The sequence below is a fragment of the Actinomadura chibensis NBRC 106107 genome (assembly GCF_001552135.1).
GTDB lineage: Bacteria > Actinomycetota > Actinomycetes > Streptosporangiales > Streptosporangiaceae > Spirillospora > Spirillospora chibensis.
This window is the reverse complement of record NZ_BCQP01000066.1, coordinates 25,353-43,178: the sequence shown is the minus strand read 5'-3', so window position 1 is coordinate 43,178 and position 17,826 is coordinate 25,353. Positions and strand designations below refer to the sequence as shown.

At 74.9% G+C, this 17,826-nt stretch carries 15 protein-coding genes and 1 pseudogene; 9 read left to right on the top strand and 7 right to left on the bottom strand.

Annotated features, from left to right (window positions below):
* Positions 1-104 precede the first annotated feature (104 nt).
* Positions 105-1,835: pseudogene (locus ACH01S_RS46685) on the top strand (bifunctional copper resistance protein CopD/cytochrome c oxidase assembly protein); the annotation flags it as partial.
* A gap of 14 nt (positions 1,836-1,849) precedes the next feature.
* Here the strand turns inward: ACH01S_RS46685 and ACH01S_RS46315 are convergent.
* From ACH01S_RS46315 to ACH01S_RS34300, 5 genes are all read right to left on the bottom strand, one after another.
* The gene (locus ACH01S_RS46315) at positions 1,850-3,199 is read right to left on the bottom strand and encodes an HD-GYP domain-containing protein (RefSeq protein WP_067901761.1); all 1,350 of its coding nucleotides are present in this window, start codon (positions 3,197-3,199) and stop codon (positions 1,850-1,852) included.
* A gap of 9 nt (positions 3,200-3,208) precedes the next feature.
* Positions 3,209-4,621, bottom strand: coding sequence for an HD-GYP domain-containing protein (locus ACH01S_RS34315; protein ID WP_083981472.1), 1,413 nt, complete (start codon positions 4,619-4,621; stop codon positions 3,209-3,211).
* Positions 4,622-5,128: 507 nt separating this feature from the next.
* Positions 5,129-6,106 carry an NAD-dependent epimerase/dehydratase family protein gene (locus ACH01S_RS34310; protein WP_148344333.1) on the bottom strand — a complete coding sequence of 326 codons (978 nt, stop codon included), beginning with the start codon at positions 6,104-6,106 and terminating at the stop codon, positions 5,129-5,131.
* Positions 6,107-6,126: 20 nt separating this feature from the next.
* The gene (gene rsrA, locus ACH01S_RS34305; protein WP_067901756.1) at positions 6,127-6,423 is read right to left on the bottom strand and encodes a mycothiol system anti-sigma-R factor; all 297 of its coding nucleotides are present in this window, start codon (positions 6,421-6,423) and stop codon (positions 6,127-6,129) included.
* A gap of 8 nt (positions 6,424-6,431) precedes the next feature.
* Positions 6,432-7,028, bottom strand: a complete 597-nt coding sequence (locus ACH01S_RS34300) for a sigma-70 family RNA polymerase sigma factor (protein ID WP_067901752.1) — start codon at positions 7,026-7,028, stop codon at positions 6,432-6,434.
* 377 nt (positions 7,029-7,405) lie between these two features.
* Here ACH01S_RS34300 and ACH01S_RS34295 point away from each other — a divergent pair, with 377 nt between their 5' ends.
* Positions 7,406-8,188: a class I SAM-dependent methyltransferase gene (locus tag ACH01S_RS34295; protein WP_067901746.1), complete on the top strand. Its 783-nt coding sequence runs from the start codon at positions 7,406-7,408 to the stop codon at positions 8,186-8,188.
* Between the two features lie 145 nt (positions 8,189-8,333).
* Here the strand turns inward: ACH01S_RS34295 and ACH01S_RS34290 are convergent, their stop codons facing one another.
* Positions 8,334-9,131 (bottom strand): SOS response-associated peptidase, encoded by a 798-nt coding sequence (locus ACH01S_RS34290; protein WP_067901860.1) that lies wholly within the window; start codon positions 9,129-9,131, stop codon positions 8,334-8,336.
* Positions 9,132-9,183: 52 nt separating this feature from the next.
* Between ACH01S_RS34290 and ACH01S_RS34285 the strand changes: the two genes are divergently transcribed.
* The 7 genes from ACH01S_RS34285 (at position 9,184) to ACH01S_RS34255 (ending at position 16,970) form a co-directional block, all read left to right on the top strand.
* Positions 9,184-10,014, top strand: a complete 831-nt coding sequence (locus ACH01S_RS34285; protein ID WP_083981470.1) for a DoxX family membrane protein — start codon at positions 9,184-9,186, stop codon at positions 10,012-10,014.
* 142 nt (positions 10,015-10,156) lie between these two features.
* Positions 10,157-10,750: a sigma-70 family RNA polymerase sigma factor gene (locus ACH01S_RS34280; RefSeq protein WP_083981469.1), complete on the top strand. Its 594-nt coding sequence runs from the start codon at positions 10,157-10,159 to the stop codon at positions 10,748-10,750.
* A complete protein-coding gene (locus ACH01S_RS34275) occupies positions 10,747-11,475 on the top strand; it encodes an anti-sigma factor family protein (protein ID WP_067901735.1) in 729 nt (242 codons plus the stop codon). Before ACH01S_RS34280 ends, ACH01S_RS34275 begins: the two co-directional genes overlap by 4 nt.
* 28 nt (positions 11,476-11,503) lie before the next feature.
* Positions 11,504-12,775, top strand: coding sequence for a 3-phosphoshikimate 1-carboxyvinyltransferase (gene aroA / locus ACH01S_RS34270; protein ID WP_067901729.1), 1,272 nt, complete (start codon positions 11,504-11,506; stop codon positions 12,773-12,775).
* A 59-nt stretch (positions 12,776-12,834) separates the two neighbouring features.
* Positions 12,835-13,845: a ribosome small subunit-dependent GTPase A gene (rsgA, locus tag ACH01S_RS34265; RefSeq protein WP_246236653.1), complete on the top strand. Its 1,011-nt coding sequence runs from the start codon at positions 12,835-12,837 to the stop codon at positions 13,843-13,845.
* A 51-nt stretch (positions 13,846-13,896) separates the two neighbouring features.
* The gene (locus tag ACH01S_RS46310) at positions 13,897-15,441 is read left to right on the top strand and encodes a serine/threonine-protein kinase (protein WP_067901725.1); all 1,545 of its coding nucleotides are present in this window, start codon (positions 13,897-13,899) and stop codon (positions 15,439-15,441) included.
* A 26-nt stretch (positions 15,442-15,467) separates the two neighbouring features.
* Complete coding sequence (locus ACH01S_RS34255; protein WP_067901722.1) at positions 15,468-16,970, top strand: FAD-binding oxidoreductase; 1,503 nt, start codon at positions 15,468-15,470, stop codon at positions 16,968-16,970.
* Here ACH01S_RS34255 and ACH01S_RS34250 read toward each other — a convergent pair.
* Positions 16,967-17,818, bottom strand: coding sequence for a hypothetical protein (locus ACH01S_RS34250; RefSeq protein WP_067901719.1), 852 nt, complete (start codon positions 17,816-17,818; stop codon positions 16,967-16,969). The two genes, ACH01S_RS34255 and ACH01S_RS34250, sit on opposite strands and share 4 nt — an antisense overlap.
* Positions 17,819-17,826 lie beyond the last annotated feature (8 nt).

Below are 17,826 nucleotides of genomic sequence, written 5' to 3'. Positions count from 1 at the left end.
TTCAGACGGCCTTATGCGTATGTCCGGCCGTGACGACACACGAGCGCCCCGCGCCCCCGGCGACGGCGACCGGCGCGGCCCCCGCCCCGGTGACCGATCGGACGATGCTCGCCATCGGCGCGGCGGCGCTGGCGCTGGTCGTCCTCGCGGTGGTCGTGCGGGTCGGCGGGGCGTTCAGCGCGTCCGCGACGCCGGGGCTGTCGCAGTCCGGGGCGCTGACCAAGGCCGGGCTGTCGGTGGCGAAGCTCGGCGGGAACGCGGCGGCGGTGCTGACGGTCGGGTGGCTGCTGGTCGCGGCGGTGTTCGTCCGGGAGCCGTCGCCGGTCGTCCGGCGGTGCCTGCGGGCCGCGTCGGCGACCGCGCTGCTCTGGGCGCTGTGCACGCTGGCGCTGATCGTGTGCACCGTCCTCGACCTGTTCGGGACGGGCCCGGCCGGGCTCACCGGCGGCATGATGCGGACGTTCCTCGTCGAGCTGCCGCAGGGGCGGGCGCTGCTGCTCGTCCTCGCCGCCGCCGTCGCGCTGGCCGTCGCGGCGAGCCTGCCCGGCGCGCCGCGCGCCGCCGGGTACCTGCTGGCCGGCGCGCTCGCCGGGCTGCTGCCGCCGCTGTTCACCGGGCACGCGGCGAACGCCTCGCAACACGCGCTCGCCGTCTACAGCCTGGCCGCCCACGTCGGCGGCGTCGCGCTGTGGGTCGGCGGGCTCGTCGCGCTCGTCACCGTCGCGCCGCACGTCCGGCTCGCCGACATGGCGGGCCGGTACAGCACGCTCGCGCTCGCGTCGTTCCTCGTCGTCGGGGCGAGCGGCGCGGTGAACGCGTGGGTGCGGCTCGGCGGCGTCCACCTCGGGTCGCGGTACGGGGCGCTCGTCGTCGCGAAGGCCGCCGCGCTCGCCGTGCTCGGCGCGTTCGGCTGGTGGCACCGCCGCGCCACCCTCCCCGCGCTGCGGGACGGCCGGGGGCGGCGCGGGTTCGTCCGCCTCGCCGCCGCCGAGATCCTCGTGATGGCGGCGACGATGGCGCTCGCGACCGGGCTGGCGAGGACGCCGCCGCCGGAGAACGCGCCCGGCACGCTCGACGTCGTCGCGCTGCGGCTCGGCTTCCCGCTGCCCGGCCCGCCCGGCGTCCGCCCGTACCTGCTCGACTGGTGGCCCGACCCGCTGTTCACCGTGCTGGTCGCGGCCGGGGCCGTGCTCTACGGGACGGCCCTCGCCCGCGTCCGCGACCGGCCGTGGCGGCGCGCCGCGTCCTGGACGGCGGGCCTGCTGGTCGTCCTGCTCGCGACCTGCGGCGGGCTGTCCCGGTACAGCATGGTGCTGTTCAGCGCGCACGCCGTCCAGCACGTGCTCGTCGGGGTGGTCGCCCCGCCGCTGCTCCTGTACGGCGCGCCGCTGCGGCTGGCGTCGCGGGCCCTGCGCGGCGACGGCGCGCGGCTCCTCGCCGAGGCGGCGGGCAGCCGGGCGGTGCGGGCGCTGACCCAGCCGATCACCGCGTCCGCGCTGCTCCTGCTGAGCCTCTACGGGTGGTACGTGTCGCCGTTCTTCGGCGCGTCGCTCGCCGACCACGCCCTGCACTCGCTCGCGCTGGCGCTGTTCCTCGCCGCCGGGCTCGCCTACTTCCACGGGACGGCCGGGACGCTGACGCCGTTCGCCGTCCTGCCGCTGCACGCCGTCGCCGGGATCGCGCTCATGCGGGACGGCGCCGTCCGCGGCGGCTGGTACGAGGACCTCGGCCGCCGCTGGGGCCCGCCGCCCCTGCACGACCAGCGCCTCGGCGCGCTCCTGCTCTGGACGCTCACCGCCGCCGTCACCCTCGCCGTCGCGGAGGCCCAGCGCCGTTACTGGCGGCGCCGCTACTGGCGGGGCCGCCGGTCGACGACGCGGCTGAGCGCCTCCACCACGGTCGGGTCGTACTCGGCGGCCGAGTCGAGCCTCAGCCGCTCCAGCACGGCCGCCCCCCGGTCGCGGTCGGAGGAGTCGCCGACCAGGTCGTCGTAGGCGTTCGCGACCTTGATGATGCGCCCGGCGAGCGGCGGCGGGATCGGCCGCGCCGCGTCCGCGGAGTCGCCGGCCGCGGGCTCGGGCCCCGTCCGGTACGGGTGGGACGAGAGCTGGACGATGTGCGCCACCCGGTCCAGCACCCCGGTCTGCTTGATCACCTCGGCGCCCAGCTCCGCGATCCGGCGCTGCTCGGCCGGGGACGCCAGCACCGTCGCCCCGCCCGGGATCGGGTCGCCGAGCGACAGCTGCCCGATGTCGTGCATGAGCGCCGCGTACTCCAGTTCGAGCAGCTCCTCCTCGGACATGCCGAGCTCGCGCCCCATCGCGACGGCGAGCTGCGACACCCGCCGCGAGTGCCCCGTCTCGACGTAGCCGCCGACCTCGGTGACCCGCGACAGCGCCCGCACCGTCTGCAGGTAGGTCGCGCGGATGCCCGCGTAGCGGCGGAACGCGAACTGCGTCACGAGGATCGGCACCGTGAAGACCAGCAGCGCGGCCTCGCCCATCGCGGTCGTCGCGACCGCGATCAGCATCGCGGTCGCGCTGGTCGCCGCGCACAGCGCGAGCTTGGCGTCGATCTCGTCCCGCAGCGCGATGCCGAACCTGGCCCGGACGGCCTCCGCCCGGATCATCGCCGCGATCAGCACGTCGGTGAAGCAGGACCCGACCACGACGAGCCCCATCACCGCGAGCACCGCCTGCCAGGGCAGGTCGAGCGACAGCACGGGGCGGAAGCACAGCGCGACGACCGCGACGTTGAACAGGCGGCGGGCCATCGCGTCCGGGCGCGGCATCCGGCCGACCGCGACGTGCGGCAGCGAGCCGACCAGCATGCCGACCGCGGTGACCGCGACGACCTGCAGCGCCGAGTGGTCGGCCGGGACGACGCCGAGCGGCGCGTCCGGCGGGGCGCCCTCCGGGCCGATGCCGACGAGCAGCGCGTAGCCCATCGCGCCCGCCGTCGCGATCGGCGCGACCTCCCGGTTGCCGGGCATCACCATGCGGAACAGCTCGCCGAGCGCGACCAGCACGCCGAAGATGATCGCGACGTTGGGCTGCCGCAGCCCGGCCGCCGCGACCTGCGCGATCGCCACGATCACGAACAGCCCGGCGGTCGCGATCAGCAGGAGCTGGCCGGAGTCGATCGTCTGCCACGCGGCGCGCTCCCGGGCGCGCCGCTCACCCGCGGTGTCAGTCGCCATGGCGCCCGGTCACCGCCGTGCCCCGTCGCCGGGGCGCACCCCGTCACCGGCGGGCCCGCCCGCCCGGTCACCAGCCCGGTCGCCCGCCGGGTCGCCCGCGACGCGCAGGGGCGCGCTCGGGTCGTCGTGGTCCTGCTGGGTGGTCTCGACGACGTCGTCGTCCGGCAGGACGACCGGGTCGGGCGGCACCCACGGGTCGCGCTCCAGCGCCCGCAGGAACGCCTCGACCATCACCGGGTCGAAGTGGTCGCCCATGCAGCGGCGCAGCTCCGCCACCGCCTCGTCGACGCTGCGGGCGGGCCGGTAGGACCGGGTGGAGGTCATCGAGTCGAACGCGTCCGCGACGGCGATCACCCGGGCGAACTCGGGGATCTCGTCGCCCGCGAGGCCCATGGGGTAGCCGCGGCCGTCCATCTTCTCGTGGTGGTGCATGATCCCGGCGAGCGCCTCGTCCAGGAACCCGATCTCGCGGACGATCTCCAGCCCGCGCATCGGGTGCAGCTGGATGGCGGCGAACTCCTCCTCCGTCATCGGCCCGTTCTTCTGCAGCACCTTGGTCGGGACGCCGAGCTTGCCGACGTCGTGGAGCATCCCGGCGTAGCGGATCGCCTCGACCCGGTCGGCGCGCATCCCGATCTCCTGCGCGATCATCACCGAGCCGCGCGAGACGCGCTCGGAGTGGCCGCGGGTGTAGTAGTCCTTGGTCTCGACGGCCTGGCACAGCGCGGCGAGCGTGGCGGCGTGCGCCTGCTGCTGCGCGTACGCCTGGTCCATCGCCCAGCGCGCGATGAACAGCGGCAGCAGGACGAGCACCGCCGCGAACGGCCCGACGCCCGGCCACAGCCCGGCGATCAGCAGCCCGACCATGCCGTAGCCGAGGCAGCCGAACGCGAGCTGCCCGGACTCGTGCAGCAGCTCGCGCGGCGCGGCCTGCCTGCTGAGCAGCAGGACCCCGGCCATCAGCGTCAGGTTGACCACGACGAACGTGACGAGCGCGCCGAGGAACGGGCCGATCACGCCCTCCACCCAGCGGGGCTGCTCGGCGTCGAAGCCGTCACCGCCGAGCAGGTCGAAGACCGTCCCGGCGACGAAGCCGCTGAGCGCGAGCTGCGCGCCGTTGAACAGCCGCTTGACCGGGGCGAAGAACCGCTGCCCGGTGACGACGGCGCAGAACCCGAGCAGGGCCGCGCCCGCCGGGCCGAGCAGCACCACCGACGCGAGGCTCGCGGCGAAGCTCATCGACACCCTCGCCCGCGCGAGGTTCAGCCGCGCGGGCGCGGAGTCGCAGACGAGGAACAGCACCGCCAGCACGGCCAGCACGAACCAGTCGATTTCGGCGAAGGACGACGTCGCGATGAGGGCGGCCGCGAGCGCGACCACACCACAGACGTACGCCCAGGCAGCGAGAGGTAGTCCACGCATTGTCGCCCCTCGGGAGTGACGAATGGCGGGCCGCCGCCGGGCTCCGCGTGCCTGCCGGCACCTAGACCCAGGACACGCCCTCGGGCATCATCAGCGACGCCGCCGAGGCGTGCCGGCGGTCTCCCGCCGGCGTCACGCGCTTGCGCATGGCTCTCCTGCCTCCCCCCGCGATTCCGATCCGTCCGGCCTCGGGCCGGCCGTCGGGTACCGGGCCCGCCCGGGCGAGCACATACCCCGAATTCGCGCTGGCGCACGTGCTCCCGTCGCTGATTTCGGCACAAGCCTAACGCGCGGTGCCGAGGTCACACAGGCATGCGGGAAAACGTGAGCAAAGCGTGAACCAATCGTCACCTTAGGTGATCAATTGTCCCGCCTGAATGCACTTAACGTGGCCATGCTAACGGCTGCACGACAGAATGCACGACTGAATGCACAGCTGAATGCACGTGCATTGCGAATGGGGCGCGCGGGGCCGCCAGAAATGGGCGGCAAAACGCCGACGTCGCGTCATTCGGGGGCGGTCGGGGCGGCGCGCTCGCGGGCCCAGGCGACGGTCGCGGCGAGGCCGTCCGGGAGCGCGACCCGCGGCTCCCAGCCGAGCGCGTCGCGGGTCGCCGCCGGGTCGACGGCCATCGCGGGCAGGTCGCCGAGCCGGGGCGGCGCGAACTCCGGGTCGTCCGGCGCGCCCGCCGCCGCGGCGACGAGGGAGTGCAGATCGCGGTCGGTGGTCTGGGCGCCGGTGCCCACGTTCAGCCGCAGCCCGCCGCCGCGCTCCCCCGCCGCGCGGGCGAACGCGTCGACCACGTCCAGCACGTACACGTAGTCGCGGGTCTGCGTGCCGTCGCCGTACACCCGGGTGGGACGCCCGGCCAGCAGCGCGTCCGTGAAGATCGAGATGACGCCCGCCTCGCCCTCCGGCGTCTGCCGCGGCCCGTACACGTTCGCCAGCGTCAGCGTCGTGAAGTCGACGTGGTGCAGGGTCCGGTACATCTCCGCGTACACCTCGCCGGAGACCTTCGACGCCGCGTACGGGGACGCGGGCCGCAGCTCCGCGTCCGGCGGGACGGGCAGCGCGTCCGGCACCCCGTACACCGCGCAGCTCGAGGTGAACACGACCTTGCGGGCGCCCGCCGCGCGGGCCGCCTCCAGGACGTTCGCCGTGCCGACCACGTTCGTCCGGGCGTCGCGCAGCGGGTCGGCCACGCTCGCCCGGACACTGACCTGGGCGGCCAGATGGCAGATCACCTCGGGCCGCCGGACCGCGGCCTTCTCGACGAGCGAGGGGTCGGCGACGTCCATCTCCCAGAGCTCCACGCCCGGCAGGGTCCCCGCGGGGGGACGGCTCCCCGCACCCCCCGAGAAGACCTGGACGTTCGCGCCGGACGACAGGTCATCGACCCCGATGACCTCGTGGCCGTCCGCGAGCAGCCGGTCGACGAGATGGGAACCGATGAACCCGGCCGCGCCGGTGACGAGTGCGAGCACCCGCAGAACGATACCGGCGCTCAGACGCTTCCGGACTTTTCGGCGCCGCCGGACGCCTTGATCTCGCCGCAGATCTCCTCGATGCGGCCGAGCACCTTGGCGCGCAGGTCGGTCGGCGCCTGCTCGCAGGCGCACGACTTGTTCACGAGCTTCTTGACCGCCTCTTCGAGGCCGTACTCGCGCAGGCAGGGGCCGCACTCGTCCAGGTGCTGGCGCACCTCGCCGCAGCCGCCCTGGTCGAGCTCGCCGTCGAGATAGGTGTAGACCCGCGCCAGCACCTCGTCACAGGGGGTCTCGTGGTGATTGCCACAGCTCATGGCTTCACTCACCCTTTCGCACGGGTAAGCCCGCGTTCCTCGGCGTAGTCCTCCAACATGCCTCGCAGCTGCCGCCGGCCGCGGTGCAGCCGGGACATCACGGTGCCGATGGGCGTGCCCATGATCTCCGCGATCTCCTTGTAGGCGAAGCCCTCGACGTCAGCGAGATAGACGGCGATGCGGAACTCCTCCGGCAGCTCCTGCAGGGCCCGCTTGACGTCGGAGTCGGGCAGGTGCTCCAGCGCCTCGGCCTCGGCGGACTTCAGCCCGCTGGAGGTGTGCGACTCGGCGCGGGCGATCTGCCAGTCCTCGATGTCGTCGGTGGCGGCCTGCTGCGGCTGGCGCTGCTTCTTGCGGTAGGAGTTGATGAACGTGTTGGTCAGGATCCGGTAGAGCCACGCCTTGAGGTTCGTGCCCTCCTTGAACTGGTGGAAGGACGCGAACGCCTTGGCGAAGGTCTCCTGGACGAGGTCCTCGGCGTCGGCCGGGTTGCGCGTCATCCTCAGCGCGGCCGAATAAAGCTGGTCCAAGAACGGGAGCACGTCGCGCTGGAACCGCTCCTGGCGCTGCTCCACGGTCTCCGTGGTGCCCTGTACCTGACCCACCCCCTCGGCTGTGGCGCCCGCGGTCTTCGGCGAAGTCCTCGGCGAGCCGCCGGCGTCGTATCCCACAGAGGGTATCGGTCCGCGGGGCCTTCCCACGCGCGCGGGTGCCGGCGGGGCGCCGCGCGGCGCTCGCCCGGCGAACCGCTCCTGGTCGGCCACGGCCGTGGTCATCGGTGCGCACCTCCGTCGAACAGGGGTTGTGAGACGGTGCAACACCGTGACGCCGCCGCGGATTCCCCGTCCGCGCCCGCGTGCCGCCCCGGCCGACGGACGGAACCGGATGATTCCACCCCGTCCTACACGCAGGGTGATGCCCGCACCTTAACGGGGAAAGAACTGACATATATGGCGAGAACAGGAGCAAAGCGTTGCTACCGGTGCCGGCGCGACCTTCCGAGCCCACCATCGCCAGCCTGCGCGACGTCTCCGGGGACTCCCTGGCGCGCTACTGGACGTTCTACTGGGCCGTCGCGGCCGCCCAGCTGACGCGTTGGCTGCCGCGAAGACCGTCCCTGGTGCTGGACGTCTCCGGCGGGCGGTGCGCGGCGCGGGCCGCCGAGGCGGGGCACAGCGTCCTCGAAGTGCGCGACCCCGGCCGCGACCTCGGGACGGCCGGGGATCCGGGCCGTCCGGCGCGGAAGGCGCCGAAGGGGACCGTGGTCCCGGTGGTCGGGGACAGCGGCGCGCTCGGCTTCCTCGCCGACGGCGCCGTGGACGCGGTGGTCGCCGAGAACCGGGTGCTGTCCCGCCACCTCGCGACCGAGGCCACGGTCGCGGAGATCGCGCGGGTGCTGCGCCCCGGCGGGCGCGTCCTGCTCTGCGTCGACTCGCTCACCCTCGGGATGGCATTGCTCGCGGAGCGCAACTACTGGGCGCACCTGTCGGACGTGCCGAGCGCGGAGGTCGTCCTCGTCCCCTGGCCGGACGGGACGATCACCCGCTCCTTCTCCGCCCACCAGCTCCGCGAGCTGCTCGCGGACGCCGGGCTGGAGGTCGAGTGGGTCAGGCCCCGGACGGTCCTCTCGCCGTCGACGGTCGAGCACGTGCTCGCCGAGTCGCCGCGCGCGCTGGCGCGGCTCGTGCGGACCGAGCTGAACGCGCCCGACCCGGACGAGTCGCTCGGCATTCACCTGCTGGCGAGCGCCGTCCGCCCGCGCTGACAGGCGGTTCCCGGCGCGCGGCGATGGACATGGAGAATGGCGCTGGAACGATCCAACACATTGCGCGCCGCCCTCGGTCGAGAGCGGCTCACGGCGGTGCCGGCGATGCGGCTCGGGGTCGCGCGGGCGGCGATTCCGGGGACGGTCAGAACAGGCCGTCGGAATGGCCGTCCGAGCCGTCGCCGGACTCCACGGGCGCGATGAGTTCGGGCCCGTTGTTTTTCACGCTGTTGACCGCCTTGGACACCGGATAGGCGTCCATTGTCCCGGCCATGGCGGGGACGAGGAGGCCGCGCACCGTCTCGGTGTCGGTCAGCTCCGGGTCGAGCCAGGCGTCCCAGCGGTCGGGCTCGACGACCATCGGCATCCGGTCGTGGATGCGGCCGAGGTCGTCGGGCGCGTCGGTGGTGATCACCGTGCACGTCCAGACCCATTCGTCCTCGGGCGACTTCCACAGCTCGTAGAGCCCGGCCATGGCCATGACGGCGCCGTCCTTCGGGCGGATGAAGAACGGCTGCTTCTGCGGCTTGCGCTTCTTGGCCTTCTTCTCGCCGTCCGCCGGGCCGGGCGCGTCGTCCCGGCCCTCCAGGACGTACCACTCGAAGTAGCCGTCGGCGGGCAGCAGGCAGCGCCGGCGCGCGAACGCGCGCCGGTACGACGGCTTCTCGTGCACCGTCTCGACCCGCGCGTTGATCATGCGGGAGCCGATCGACAGGTCCTTCGCCCAGGACGGGACGAGCCCCCAGCGCACCGTCCGGAGCTGCCGGACCGCGGCCTCCTCCTCGGGCGCGTCCTTCGGGCGCCGGTCGAGCACGACCGGGACCTGCTTGGTCGGGGCGACGTTGTAGTCGGGCCGGATGTCCCCGTCGGCGGCGTCGAGCTGCACCTGGAACTCGTCCAGCAGCTCCTGACGCGCGCGGGTGGTGGCGTATCGTCCGCACATGGCTCCCATCCTGCCGCGCTTGAGCGACGGTCCGCTGGGCATGTAGCGGGTCATGCGACCCTTCACCACTCTGGCCCGCCCCCTGGTGGCGGCCCCTTTCATCGTGACCGGCCTGGACGCCGTCCGGGATCCCCGAGCGCGCGCCGAGCGGGTCGGCCCCATGGTCAAGCCGGTCGCGGACCGCTTCGACCGGCTGCCGAAGGACCCCGAGACGCTCGTCCGCATCCAGGGCGCCGTGAGCCTCGGCACCGGCGCGCTCCTGCTGACCGGGCGGTTCCAGCGGCTGACCACGCTGCTGCTGGCCGCGCAGCTCGTCCCCGCGCTCGCGACCGAGCACCGCTACTGGACCGAGGACGACCCCGACCGCCGTGCCGACGAGCGGTCCCACCTGCTGAAGAACGCCGGGCTGTTCGGGGCGCTGCTCCTCGCGGTGTCGGAGTCCGGCCGCGTGCCGCGCCGGGCGGAGCTGCGGCGCCAGCTGCGGGAGCAGAAGGTCAGGAGCAGCGCGGAGGCGAAGGCGCTGCGCAAAGAGGCAGCGCTCACGCTGCGGGACGCGCGCCGCGAGGCGTCCCGGCAGGTGCGCACGGCCCGCGCCGAGGCGCGGCGCAAGGGCGCGAAGACCAGCGGCAGGGCGAGCGGCATGCTCAAGGCCGGGAAGGCGGGCGGCCTCGCGGCGGGCGGCGCGGCGGGCGGCGCGCTGAAGGGCGCGGGGAGCGCGCTCCGGATCGGCCGGGCGGCGAAGCCGGGCCGCGCGGCGCGCGCCGGGCGGACCGTCAAGGCCGGGACGGCGGCGCAGGCCGCGAAGGCGGTGAAGGCGAGCCGCACCGTGAAGGCGGGGACGGCCGTCCAGGCGGGCCGGATCAAGCAGGCCGTGAAGCACTGACCCCGCCGGGCGGCGCGGCGCGCGGGGCGGGAATCCGAAGAGAACCTTAAAGGAGTCCTAAATCGGTTGAACCGCCAGGCCGCGCGGCTCCGTACTTCCAGGTGACCGTTCGCCACCCACCCCCGACGGAGACGCCCCGGCCATGGCAGTTCCCGGATCGACCGGTCGCCAGACCGGCGGGTTGCGGAGCCTGCTCCGCCGCCCCGGCACCGCGCGTCCCGCTTCGGCCGTCCGGGACGAGGAGATCGCCGCCGAGCTGTACCGCGAGTACCATCGGCCGCTCCTCGCGTTCGTGCTCCGGCTGACCGGCGGCGACCGCCCGTGGGCCGAGGACGTGGTGCAGGAGACCATGATCCGGGCATGGCGCAACGCGGACCGGCTCGACGACCGCACGTCCTCGCTGATGCCGTGGCTGGCCACGGTCTCCCGGCGTATCGTGATCGACAACCGGCGGCAGCGCGAGGTCCGGCCGCCGGAGGTCGGCGACGGCCCTCTGGAGAACCTGCCGATGGCGGACGAGTTGGACGCGCTGCTGCGCAAGGTCGTGGTGACCGAGGCGCTGGAGTCGCTCTCCCCGGCGCACCGGGAGGCGCTGACGGAGACGGTGCTCCGCGACCGCACCGTGAACCAGGCGGCCGAGCACCTCGGCATCCCGGTGGGGACGGTCAAGTCCCGTGTCTACTACGCGTTGCGCGCGTTGCGCGTCGCGCTGGAGGAGAGGGGGGTGACCTCATGAGTTCGCGGGTCGAGCACACCGACGTCGGCGCGTACGCGCTGGGCCTCCTCGACGACGGCGACCGGCTGGCCTTCGAGGAGCACCTGCGCGGCTGCGCGGTGTGCCGGGCCGAGCTGGACGAGATGTCGGGCACCGCCGGGATCCTCACCGCCTTCGGCGCGACCGCCGAGCCGGAGCCCGCGCCCTCCCCCGCCCAGTCCCCCGCCGAGGGGCCGGGCGCGTCCGCTCCCGCGCCGGTGATCGACATGATGCGGCGCAGGCGGCGGGCCGACCGGCGGGCCCGGCGCGTCGCGACCGCGCTCGGCACGGCCGCCGCCGCGGTGGCGCTGGCGGCGGGCATCGGCGTCGGGACGGCGCTGGACAACGGCGGGACCTCGCCGAACCCGGCCCCGACCCAGGCGATCACCGGCCAGAGGTTCACCGGCAAGAACCCGACGACGGGCGCGACCGGCACGGTCGGCCTCGTCGACAAGGGCTGGGGCACGCAGGTCAGCCTCCAGCTCGGCGGCATCCGCGGGCCGCTGCGGTGCCAGCTCGAAGCCGTCGCGAAGGACGGGACGCGGAGCGTGGTGGCCGGGTGGCGCGTTCCGAACGAGGGGTACGGGGTGCCCGAGCAGCCGAAGCCGCTCGTCATGCAGGGCGGGACGGGCCTCAGCCGCCAGCAGATCAGCCACTTCGAGGTGCGGATCGACACCGGTGGCACGCTCCTCACCATCCCGGTCTGAATCCCGCGGGGCCCGATAACCTTGGGGCATGCCCTCTCCGCATTGGTCGGCCCCGGTCGCCCGCACCCCGGTGGACGCCGCCGTGCCGATCCCCGGATCGAAGTCGATGACGAACCGGGCGCTGATCCTCGCCGCGCTCGCCGCGGAGCCGTCCCGGATCGTGCGGCCGCTGCGCAGCCGCGACACCGTCCTGATGGCCGACGCCCTCCGCGCGCTCGGCACCGGCGTCACCGACGACGGGGCCGACTGGCGGGTGGTGCCAGGTGAGCTGCGCGGCCCGGCCCGGATCGACGCGGGCCTCGCCGGGACGGTCATGCGCTTCGTCCCGCCGGTCGCCGCGCTGGCGTCCGGCGAGGTGGCGGTCGACGGCGACCCGCGCGCGCGGGAGCGTCCGATGGGGCCGATCATCACGGCGCTGCGGACGCTCGGCGCGGCGGTCGACGACGGCGGGCGTGGCGCGCTCCCGTTCACCGTGCGCGGGACGGGCGCGGTGAACGGCGGCGAGGTCGTGATCGACGCCTCGGGGTCGTCGCAGCTCGTGTCGGGGCTGCTGCTCGCCGCGCCGCGCTTCGAGAAGGGCGTGGAGGTGAGGCACGAGGGGCCGCCGGTGCCGTCCGCGCCGCACCTGGAGATGACGGTCCGGATGCTGCGGGACGCGGGCGCCGCCGTCGAGACCGAGGAGAACGTCTGGCGCGTCGCGCCGGGCCCGCTGCGCGGCGGCGACCGGGTGATCGAGCCCGACCTGTCGAACGCGGCGCCGTTCCTCGGCGCGGCGCTGATCGCGGGCGGGCGCGTCACGGTGCCGGGCTGGCCGCCCGACACGACGCAGCCGGGCGACGCGCTGCGCGGCCTGCTCGCCGAGATGGGCGCGGACGTCTCCCTCGGCCCGGACGGGCTGACCGTCCGGGGCACCGGCGAGTTCCGCGGCCTGGACGCCGACCTGCACGAGGTCGGGGAGCTGACCCCGGTGCTCGCCGCGCTCGCGGCGCTCGCCGGGTCGCCGTCCCGGCTGACGGGCGTCGCGCACCTGCGCGGCCACGAGACCGACCGGCTCGCGGCCCTCGTCGCCGAGCTCAACGGGCTCGGCGGCGACGCCGTCGAGCTGCCGGACGGCCTGGAGATCCGCCCCCGCCCGCTGCACGGCGGGGTGTTCCACACCTACGACGACCACCGGCTGGTGATGGCGGCGGCCGTCCTCGGACTGGCCGTTCCCGGCATCGATGTGGAGAACCCGGGCACCGTGGGCAAGACTCTTCCGAACTTCACCGAGCTGTGGGCGTCCTTGGCGGCGCCCGCCTGAGAGCAGGGGACGGACCTCTGGCACGACGAACGAAGGACTACGACGAGGACGACGTCCGGGTGCGACCCGGGCGGCGGGGGTCGCGGCCGCGCACCCGCCGCCGTCCGGCGCACGACGACGCCTCCCCCGGCTTCGTGACCGCCGTCGACCGGGGCCGCTACCGCTGCCTCGCCGACCCGGGCACGGCCGACGAGCGCGGCGTCACCGCCATGCGCGCCCGCGAGCTCGGCCGCAAGGGCGTCGTCGTCGGGGACCGGGTCGCGCTCGTCGGGGACGTGTCCGGCGCCCCCGACACGCTCGCCCGCATCGTCCGGGTCGAGCCGCGGACGTCGTCGCTGCGCCGCACCGCCGACGACACCGACCCGTTCGAGCGGATCGTCGTCGCGAACGCCGACCAGCTCGCGATCGTGACCGCGCTGGCCGACCCCGAGCCGCGCCCCCGGATGATCGACCGGCAGCTCGTCGCCGCCTACGACGCGGGCATGGAGCCGCTGCTCTGCCTCACCAAGGCCGACCTCGCGGGCCCGGAGGCCCTGATCGCGGAGTACGCGCCGCTCGGCGTCCCGTACGTGGTGACGCGGCGCGGCGGCGACCTCGACGCGCTGCGCGCCCACCTCGCCGGGCGGACGAGCGTCCTCGTCGGGCACTCGGGCGTCGGCAAGTCGACGCTGGTGAACGCGCTCGTCCCGGACGCCGAGCGCGCCGTCAGCCACGTCAACGCGGTCACCGGGCGGGGGCGGCACACCTCGTCGTCGGCGATCGCGCTGGAGCTGCCCGGCGGCGACGGCTGGATCATCGACACGCCGGGCGTGCGGAGCTTCGGGCTCGCGCACGTCGAGCCGGAGAACGTGATCAACGCGTTCGACGACCTGGCGCGGGGCGCGGCCGAACGCTGCCCGCCGCTCTGCGACCATCTCCCGAAGGAGCCGGGGGGTCTGGGGGGTCGCCCCCCCGGCGAGGCAGGGCAGAGCTGCGGACTGGACGGCTGGGTCGCCGAAGGCCACGCGAGCCAGGCCCGCCTCGACTCGCTCCGCCGCCTGCTGGCGAGCCGCGAGGGCGAAGCCGAGTAACCGTCCGACACTCCGGGACCGTGCCCGGCTCGGGTCGGTATGGTCGCGTGTATGCCGCAGACGATCGCAGCGCGCTACGAGCTCGTGGAGGTGCTCGGGCGCGGCGGGATGGGCGCCGTCTGGCGGGCCCGCGACCGCACGCTCGACCGGGAGGTGGCGATCAAGGAGGTGTCGCTGCCGCCCGGCCTGGACGAGGCGCAGGTCGAACGCACCTACGCGCGGACGTTCCGGGAGGCGCGGTCGGCGGCGCGGCTCGACCATCCGGGCATCGTGACGGTGCACGACGTCGTCGAGGAGGACGGCCGCCCCTGGATCGTGATGCAGCTCGTCCGGGCCGAGGGGCTCGACAAGGTCATCGCGCGGGAGGGCCCGCTGCCGCCGGGGCGGGTCGCCTCGATCGGCCTCGACCTGCTCGACGCGCTGCGCGCCGCGCACGGGGCCGGGGTCGTCCACCGCGACGTCAAGCCCGGCAACGTGCTCCTTCCGGCGGGGCGGGCCATCCTCACCGACTTCGGCATCGCGACCGTGGCGGGCGACGAGACCCTCACCCAGGCGGGGGCCGTCGTCGGGTCGCCCGCCTACCTGGCCCCCGAGCAGGCGCGCCACCAGAAGGCCACCCCGGCGTCGGACCTGTGGTCGCTGGGCGCGACGCTCTACGCCGCCGTGGAGGGACGCCCCCCGTACCGGCGGCCGGACGTGTGGGGCGTGATGGCCGCCGTCCTGTCCGACGACCCGGACCCGGTGCGGCTCGCCGGGCCGCTCACGCCCGTCCTGCACGGGCTGCTGCGCAAGGACCCCGCCGAGCGGCTGAGCCCCGACGAGGCCGGACGGCTGCTCCACCAGGTTGCGCGGGGCGCGGTGGCCGCTCCCCGGTTCCCGCCGCCCGTCCAGCCGCCCGTCCCGCCGCACAACGTGACGCTGCCGCCGTCGCCGACCCTGCCCCCGAGCCCGACCGGCCCGCCGCCCCTCCCGCCCGCCGGTCCGGCGCGGCGGGCGCCGTGGCCGCTGCTCGTCCCGGCCGGGATCTTCGCGGTCGCGCTGGTCGCGGCCGTCGTCGCGGTCCTCGTGTTCACGCGGAACGGCGACGACCGCGACCGGGCGGGTCACACGCGCTCCTCGCCGCCCGTGTCGGCGTCGTCCACGGGCGCCGCCGTCCCCGCCGGGTACACGCTGTTCCGCGGGTCGGCGTTCACCGCGGCCGTCCCGCGCGGGTGGAAGACCGAGTCCGAAGGGGACAGCTCGACCTTCACCGACCCGGCCCAGGGCCTGAAGCGCGGGATCGCCATCCAGCGCGTCGCGGCCTTCGGCGATCCGGGCGACGGCCTGTCCGACGCGGTCGGGAAGATGAAGTCCAGCTCGGACTACCCCGACTTCAAGCAGGAGAGCTTCGACCGGAACGTGCCCTACAGGGGCGACAAGGCGGCCGAGGTGCAGTTCTCGTTCACCCAGAACGGGATCCCGGCCCGCTGCCGGGTGCGGGTGTTCCGGTTCGACGGCGCCCTGTACCAGGCCCTCATGGCCGGCGACCGGGACCACTGGGACCAGGGCGTCCCCTACTTCGAGACGTTCCTCAACACGTTGCAGAGCACGTCCTGACCTCCTGGCTCCCAAGGAAGGCGCGCATGGACCGGCGTTCCGTGCTGAAGGCGACCATGCTCGGCGCCATGGCGGCGGCGGCCTCCGCCGGGTGCTCCGGCGGGAAGGCGTCCGGGAACGCGGGCCGCCCGGCCCCGGCCCGGCCGCGTCCGACCGGTCCCGCCGACTGGGCGGCGCTGGAACGCGGCCTGGACGGCAGGCTCGTCCGCCCGTCCGACGCGGCGTACGCCCGGGCGCGGCGGCTCTACATCCCGCGCTACGACCGCGTGCGGCCCGCCGGGATCGCGTACTGCGAGACGCCGGAGGACGTGTCCGAGTGCGTCGCGTTCGCGACGCTGCGGCGCATGCCGCTCGCGGTCCGCTGCGGCGGGCACAGCTACGCGGGCTGGTCGACGGGGACGGGCCTGGTCGTCGACGTGTCCCCGATGGACGCGGTCCGGCGCGACGGCGGCCACGCGGTCGTCGGCGCGGGCGCACGGCTGATCGACCTGTACGCGGCGCTCGCCGCCGACGGGACGGGCGTCCCGGCGGGCACCTGCCCCACGGTCGGCGTGGCGGGGCTGACGCTCGGCGGCGGGCTCGGCGTGACGTCCCGCGCGTACGGGCTGTCCTGCGACGTGCTGGAGTCGGTCCAGGTCGTCACCGCGGACGGGCGCGTCCTGACCTGCGACGCGAAGCGGAACCCCGACCTGTTCTGGGCGTGCCGGGGCGGGGGCGGCGGCAACTTCGGCGTCGCGGTGTCGTTCACGTTCCGCACGCACGAGGCGGGCGGCGTCACGCCGTTCAGCCTGCGCTGGCCCTGGGCGCGGGCCGCCGAGGTGATCCGCGGCTGGCAGCGCTGGGCCCCGTCCGCGCCCGACGACGTGTGGACGACCCTCCACCTCGACACCGAGCCCGGCCAGGCCACGCCGAGCGTCGAGGTCGCGGGCGTCGCGCTCGCCGACGCGGACGGCCACATCGCCCGGCTCACGGCGGCGGCCGGGGCCGAGCCGGTGTCGTCCAACTCCCGGAGCCGTCCCTACCTGGACGCGATGAAGTTCCTCGGCGGATGCTCCGGCCAGTCCGTCGAGCAGTGCCACCAGCAGGGGACGCTCCCCGGGCAGAGCCCCGCCGGGGCCTTCCCCCGCACCGACTACGCCGGGAAGTCGCACATCGCCTACAAGCCCCTGCCCGACGACGCCGTGAGCGCGCTCCTCGACCGGTTCGTCCAGGGCAACGACGTCCGGGACCGGTCGCTGTTGATGGACGCCATGGGCGGCGCGATATCCCGCGTCGGGCCGGGCGACACCGCGTTCCCGCACCGCAAGGGGCTGTTCGTCGTCCAGTACCTCGCGCCGGACGCCGCCTGGCTCCGCGCCACACACGCCGCCATGGAGCCCTACCTGGGCGGCGCCGCCTACGTGAACTACATCGACCCCGACCTCAAGGACTGGGCCCGCGCCTACTACGGCCCGAACCTCGACCGGCTCCGGAGGGTCAAGGCCGCCTACGACCCGGAGAGACTGTTCCGCTTCCCCCAGGCCGTCTAGCCCTTGGTGGGCTCCTCGAACAGGCTGCGCGCCCTGGCCTCGGCCTCGTTGAGCGCCCTGACGTGCCCCGGCGCGAGCTCCTCCACGCAGCGGGTCATCTCCTCGGTGACGCTGCTGAACGCGCTCTCCTCCGCGCCGCGCAGCGCCGCCCGGACGGTCGCCGACCGCGCCCCGAGCGCCGCCCACTCCAGTTCGAGCCGGGCGACGGCCTCGTCGAACGCCCGGGACGTGGCCTCGCCCGCGTCCGCCAGCTCGGCCGGGATCGGCCCGCGGCCCGCCTTCCGCGCGCTGCCGGACAGCGTGGAGATCCGGCTCGCGAGCGCCAGCCCCTCGCGGGCCAGCGGCAGCACGTCGTGGACGAGGTCGGTGACCGCGCGGGCGAGCTCCTCGACCCGGTTCAGCAGCAGCCGCGTCGCCTCCTCCAGCGCGGTGGAGGTGCGCTCGGCGACCCGCTCGGCGACGTCGCGCTGCCGCTCCGACAGCGCCGGGACGACGGCGAGGTCGAGCCGCCGCCGCAGCTCCCGCTCGCGGGCGCCCCGGTCGCCGGGGGCGGCGAGGGCGGCCCAGTCGGCCACGACCCGCGCGATGCGCTCCTCCCCGGACGCGGCGATCTCCGCCGTGATCTCGTCCAGGGCCTCGCCGACCCGGGCCTTGAGCCGCTCCACGCGCCCGTAGAGCGCCTCGCGCTTGAACGGGTCGTTGAGCTCGTTGAGCTGCGCCTGCAGCCGCCGGGACACGTCGATGGCGTGCTCGGCCAGGGGGACGAGGCGGTCGGCGAGCTCGTCGAGCGTCCCGGCCCGGCGCGGGTCGGTCAGCTCGGCCACCCATGCGGGAAGGTCGTGCGGCATGCGCCCAT

Bases quoted from the DNA above. Each gene is read 5' to 3' on its own strand.
- ACH01S_RS46315 (WP_067901761.1), bottom strand. From the start codon at position 3,199: ATGGCGACTGACACCGCGGGTGAGCGGCGCGCCCGGGAGCGCGCCGCG.
- ACH01S_RS34315 (WP_083981472.1), bottom strand. From the start codon at position 4,621: ATGCGTGGACTACCTCTCGCTGCCTGGGCGTACGTCTGTGGTGTGGTC.
- rsrA (WP_067901756.1), bottom strand. From the start codon at position 6,423: ATGAGCTGTGGCAATCACCACGAGACCCCCTGTGACGAGGTGCTGGCG.
- ACH01S_RS34290 (WP_067901860.1), bottom strand. From the start codon at position 9,131: ATGTGCGGACGATACGCCACCACCCGCGCGCGTCAGGAGCTGCTGGAC.
- ACH01S_RS34285 (WP_083981470.1), top strand. From the start codon at position 9,184: ATGCGACCCTTCACCACTCTGGCCCGCCCCCTGGTGGCGGCCCCTTTC.
- ACH01S_RS34280 (WP_083981469.1), top strand. From the start codon at position 10,157: ATGGCAGTTCCCGGATCGACCGGTCGCCAGACCGGCGGGTTGCGGAGC.
- ACH01S_RS34275 (WP_067901735.1), top strand. From the start codon at position 10,747: ATGAGTTCGCGGGTCGAGCACACCGACGTCGGCGCGTACGCGCTGGGC.
- aroA (WP_067901729.1), top strand. From the start codon at position 11,504: ATGCCCTCTCCGCATTGGTCGGCCCCGGTCGCCCGCACCCCGGTGGAC.
- ACH01S_RS46310 (WP_067901725.1), top strand. From the start codon at position 13,897: ATGCCGCAGACGATCGCAGCGCGCTACGAGCTCGTGGAGGTGCTCGGG.
- ACH01S_RS34255 (WP_067901722.1), top strand. From the start codon at position 15,468: ATGGACCGGCGTTCCGTGCTGAAGGCGACCATGCTCGGCGCCATGGCG.
- ACH01S_RS34250 (WP_067901719.1), bottom strand. From the start codon at position 17,818: ATGCCGCACGACCTTCCCGCATGGGTGGCCGAGCTGACCGACCCGCGC.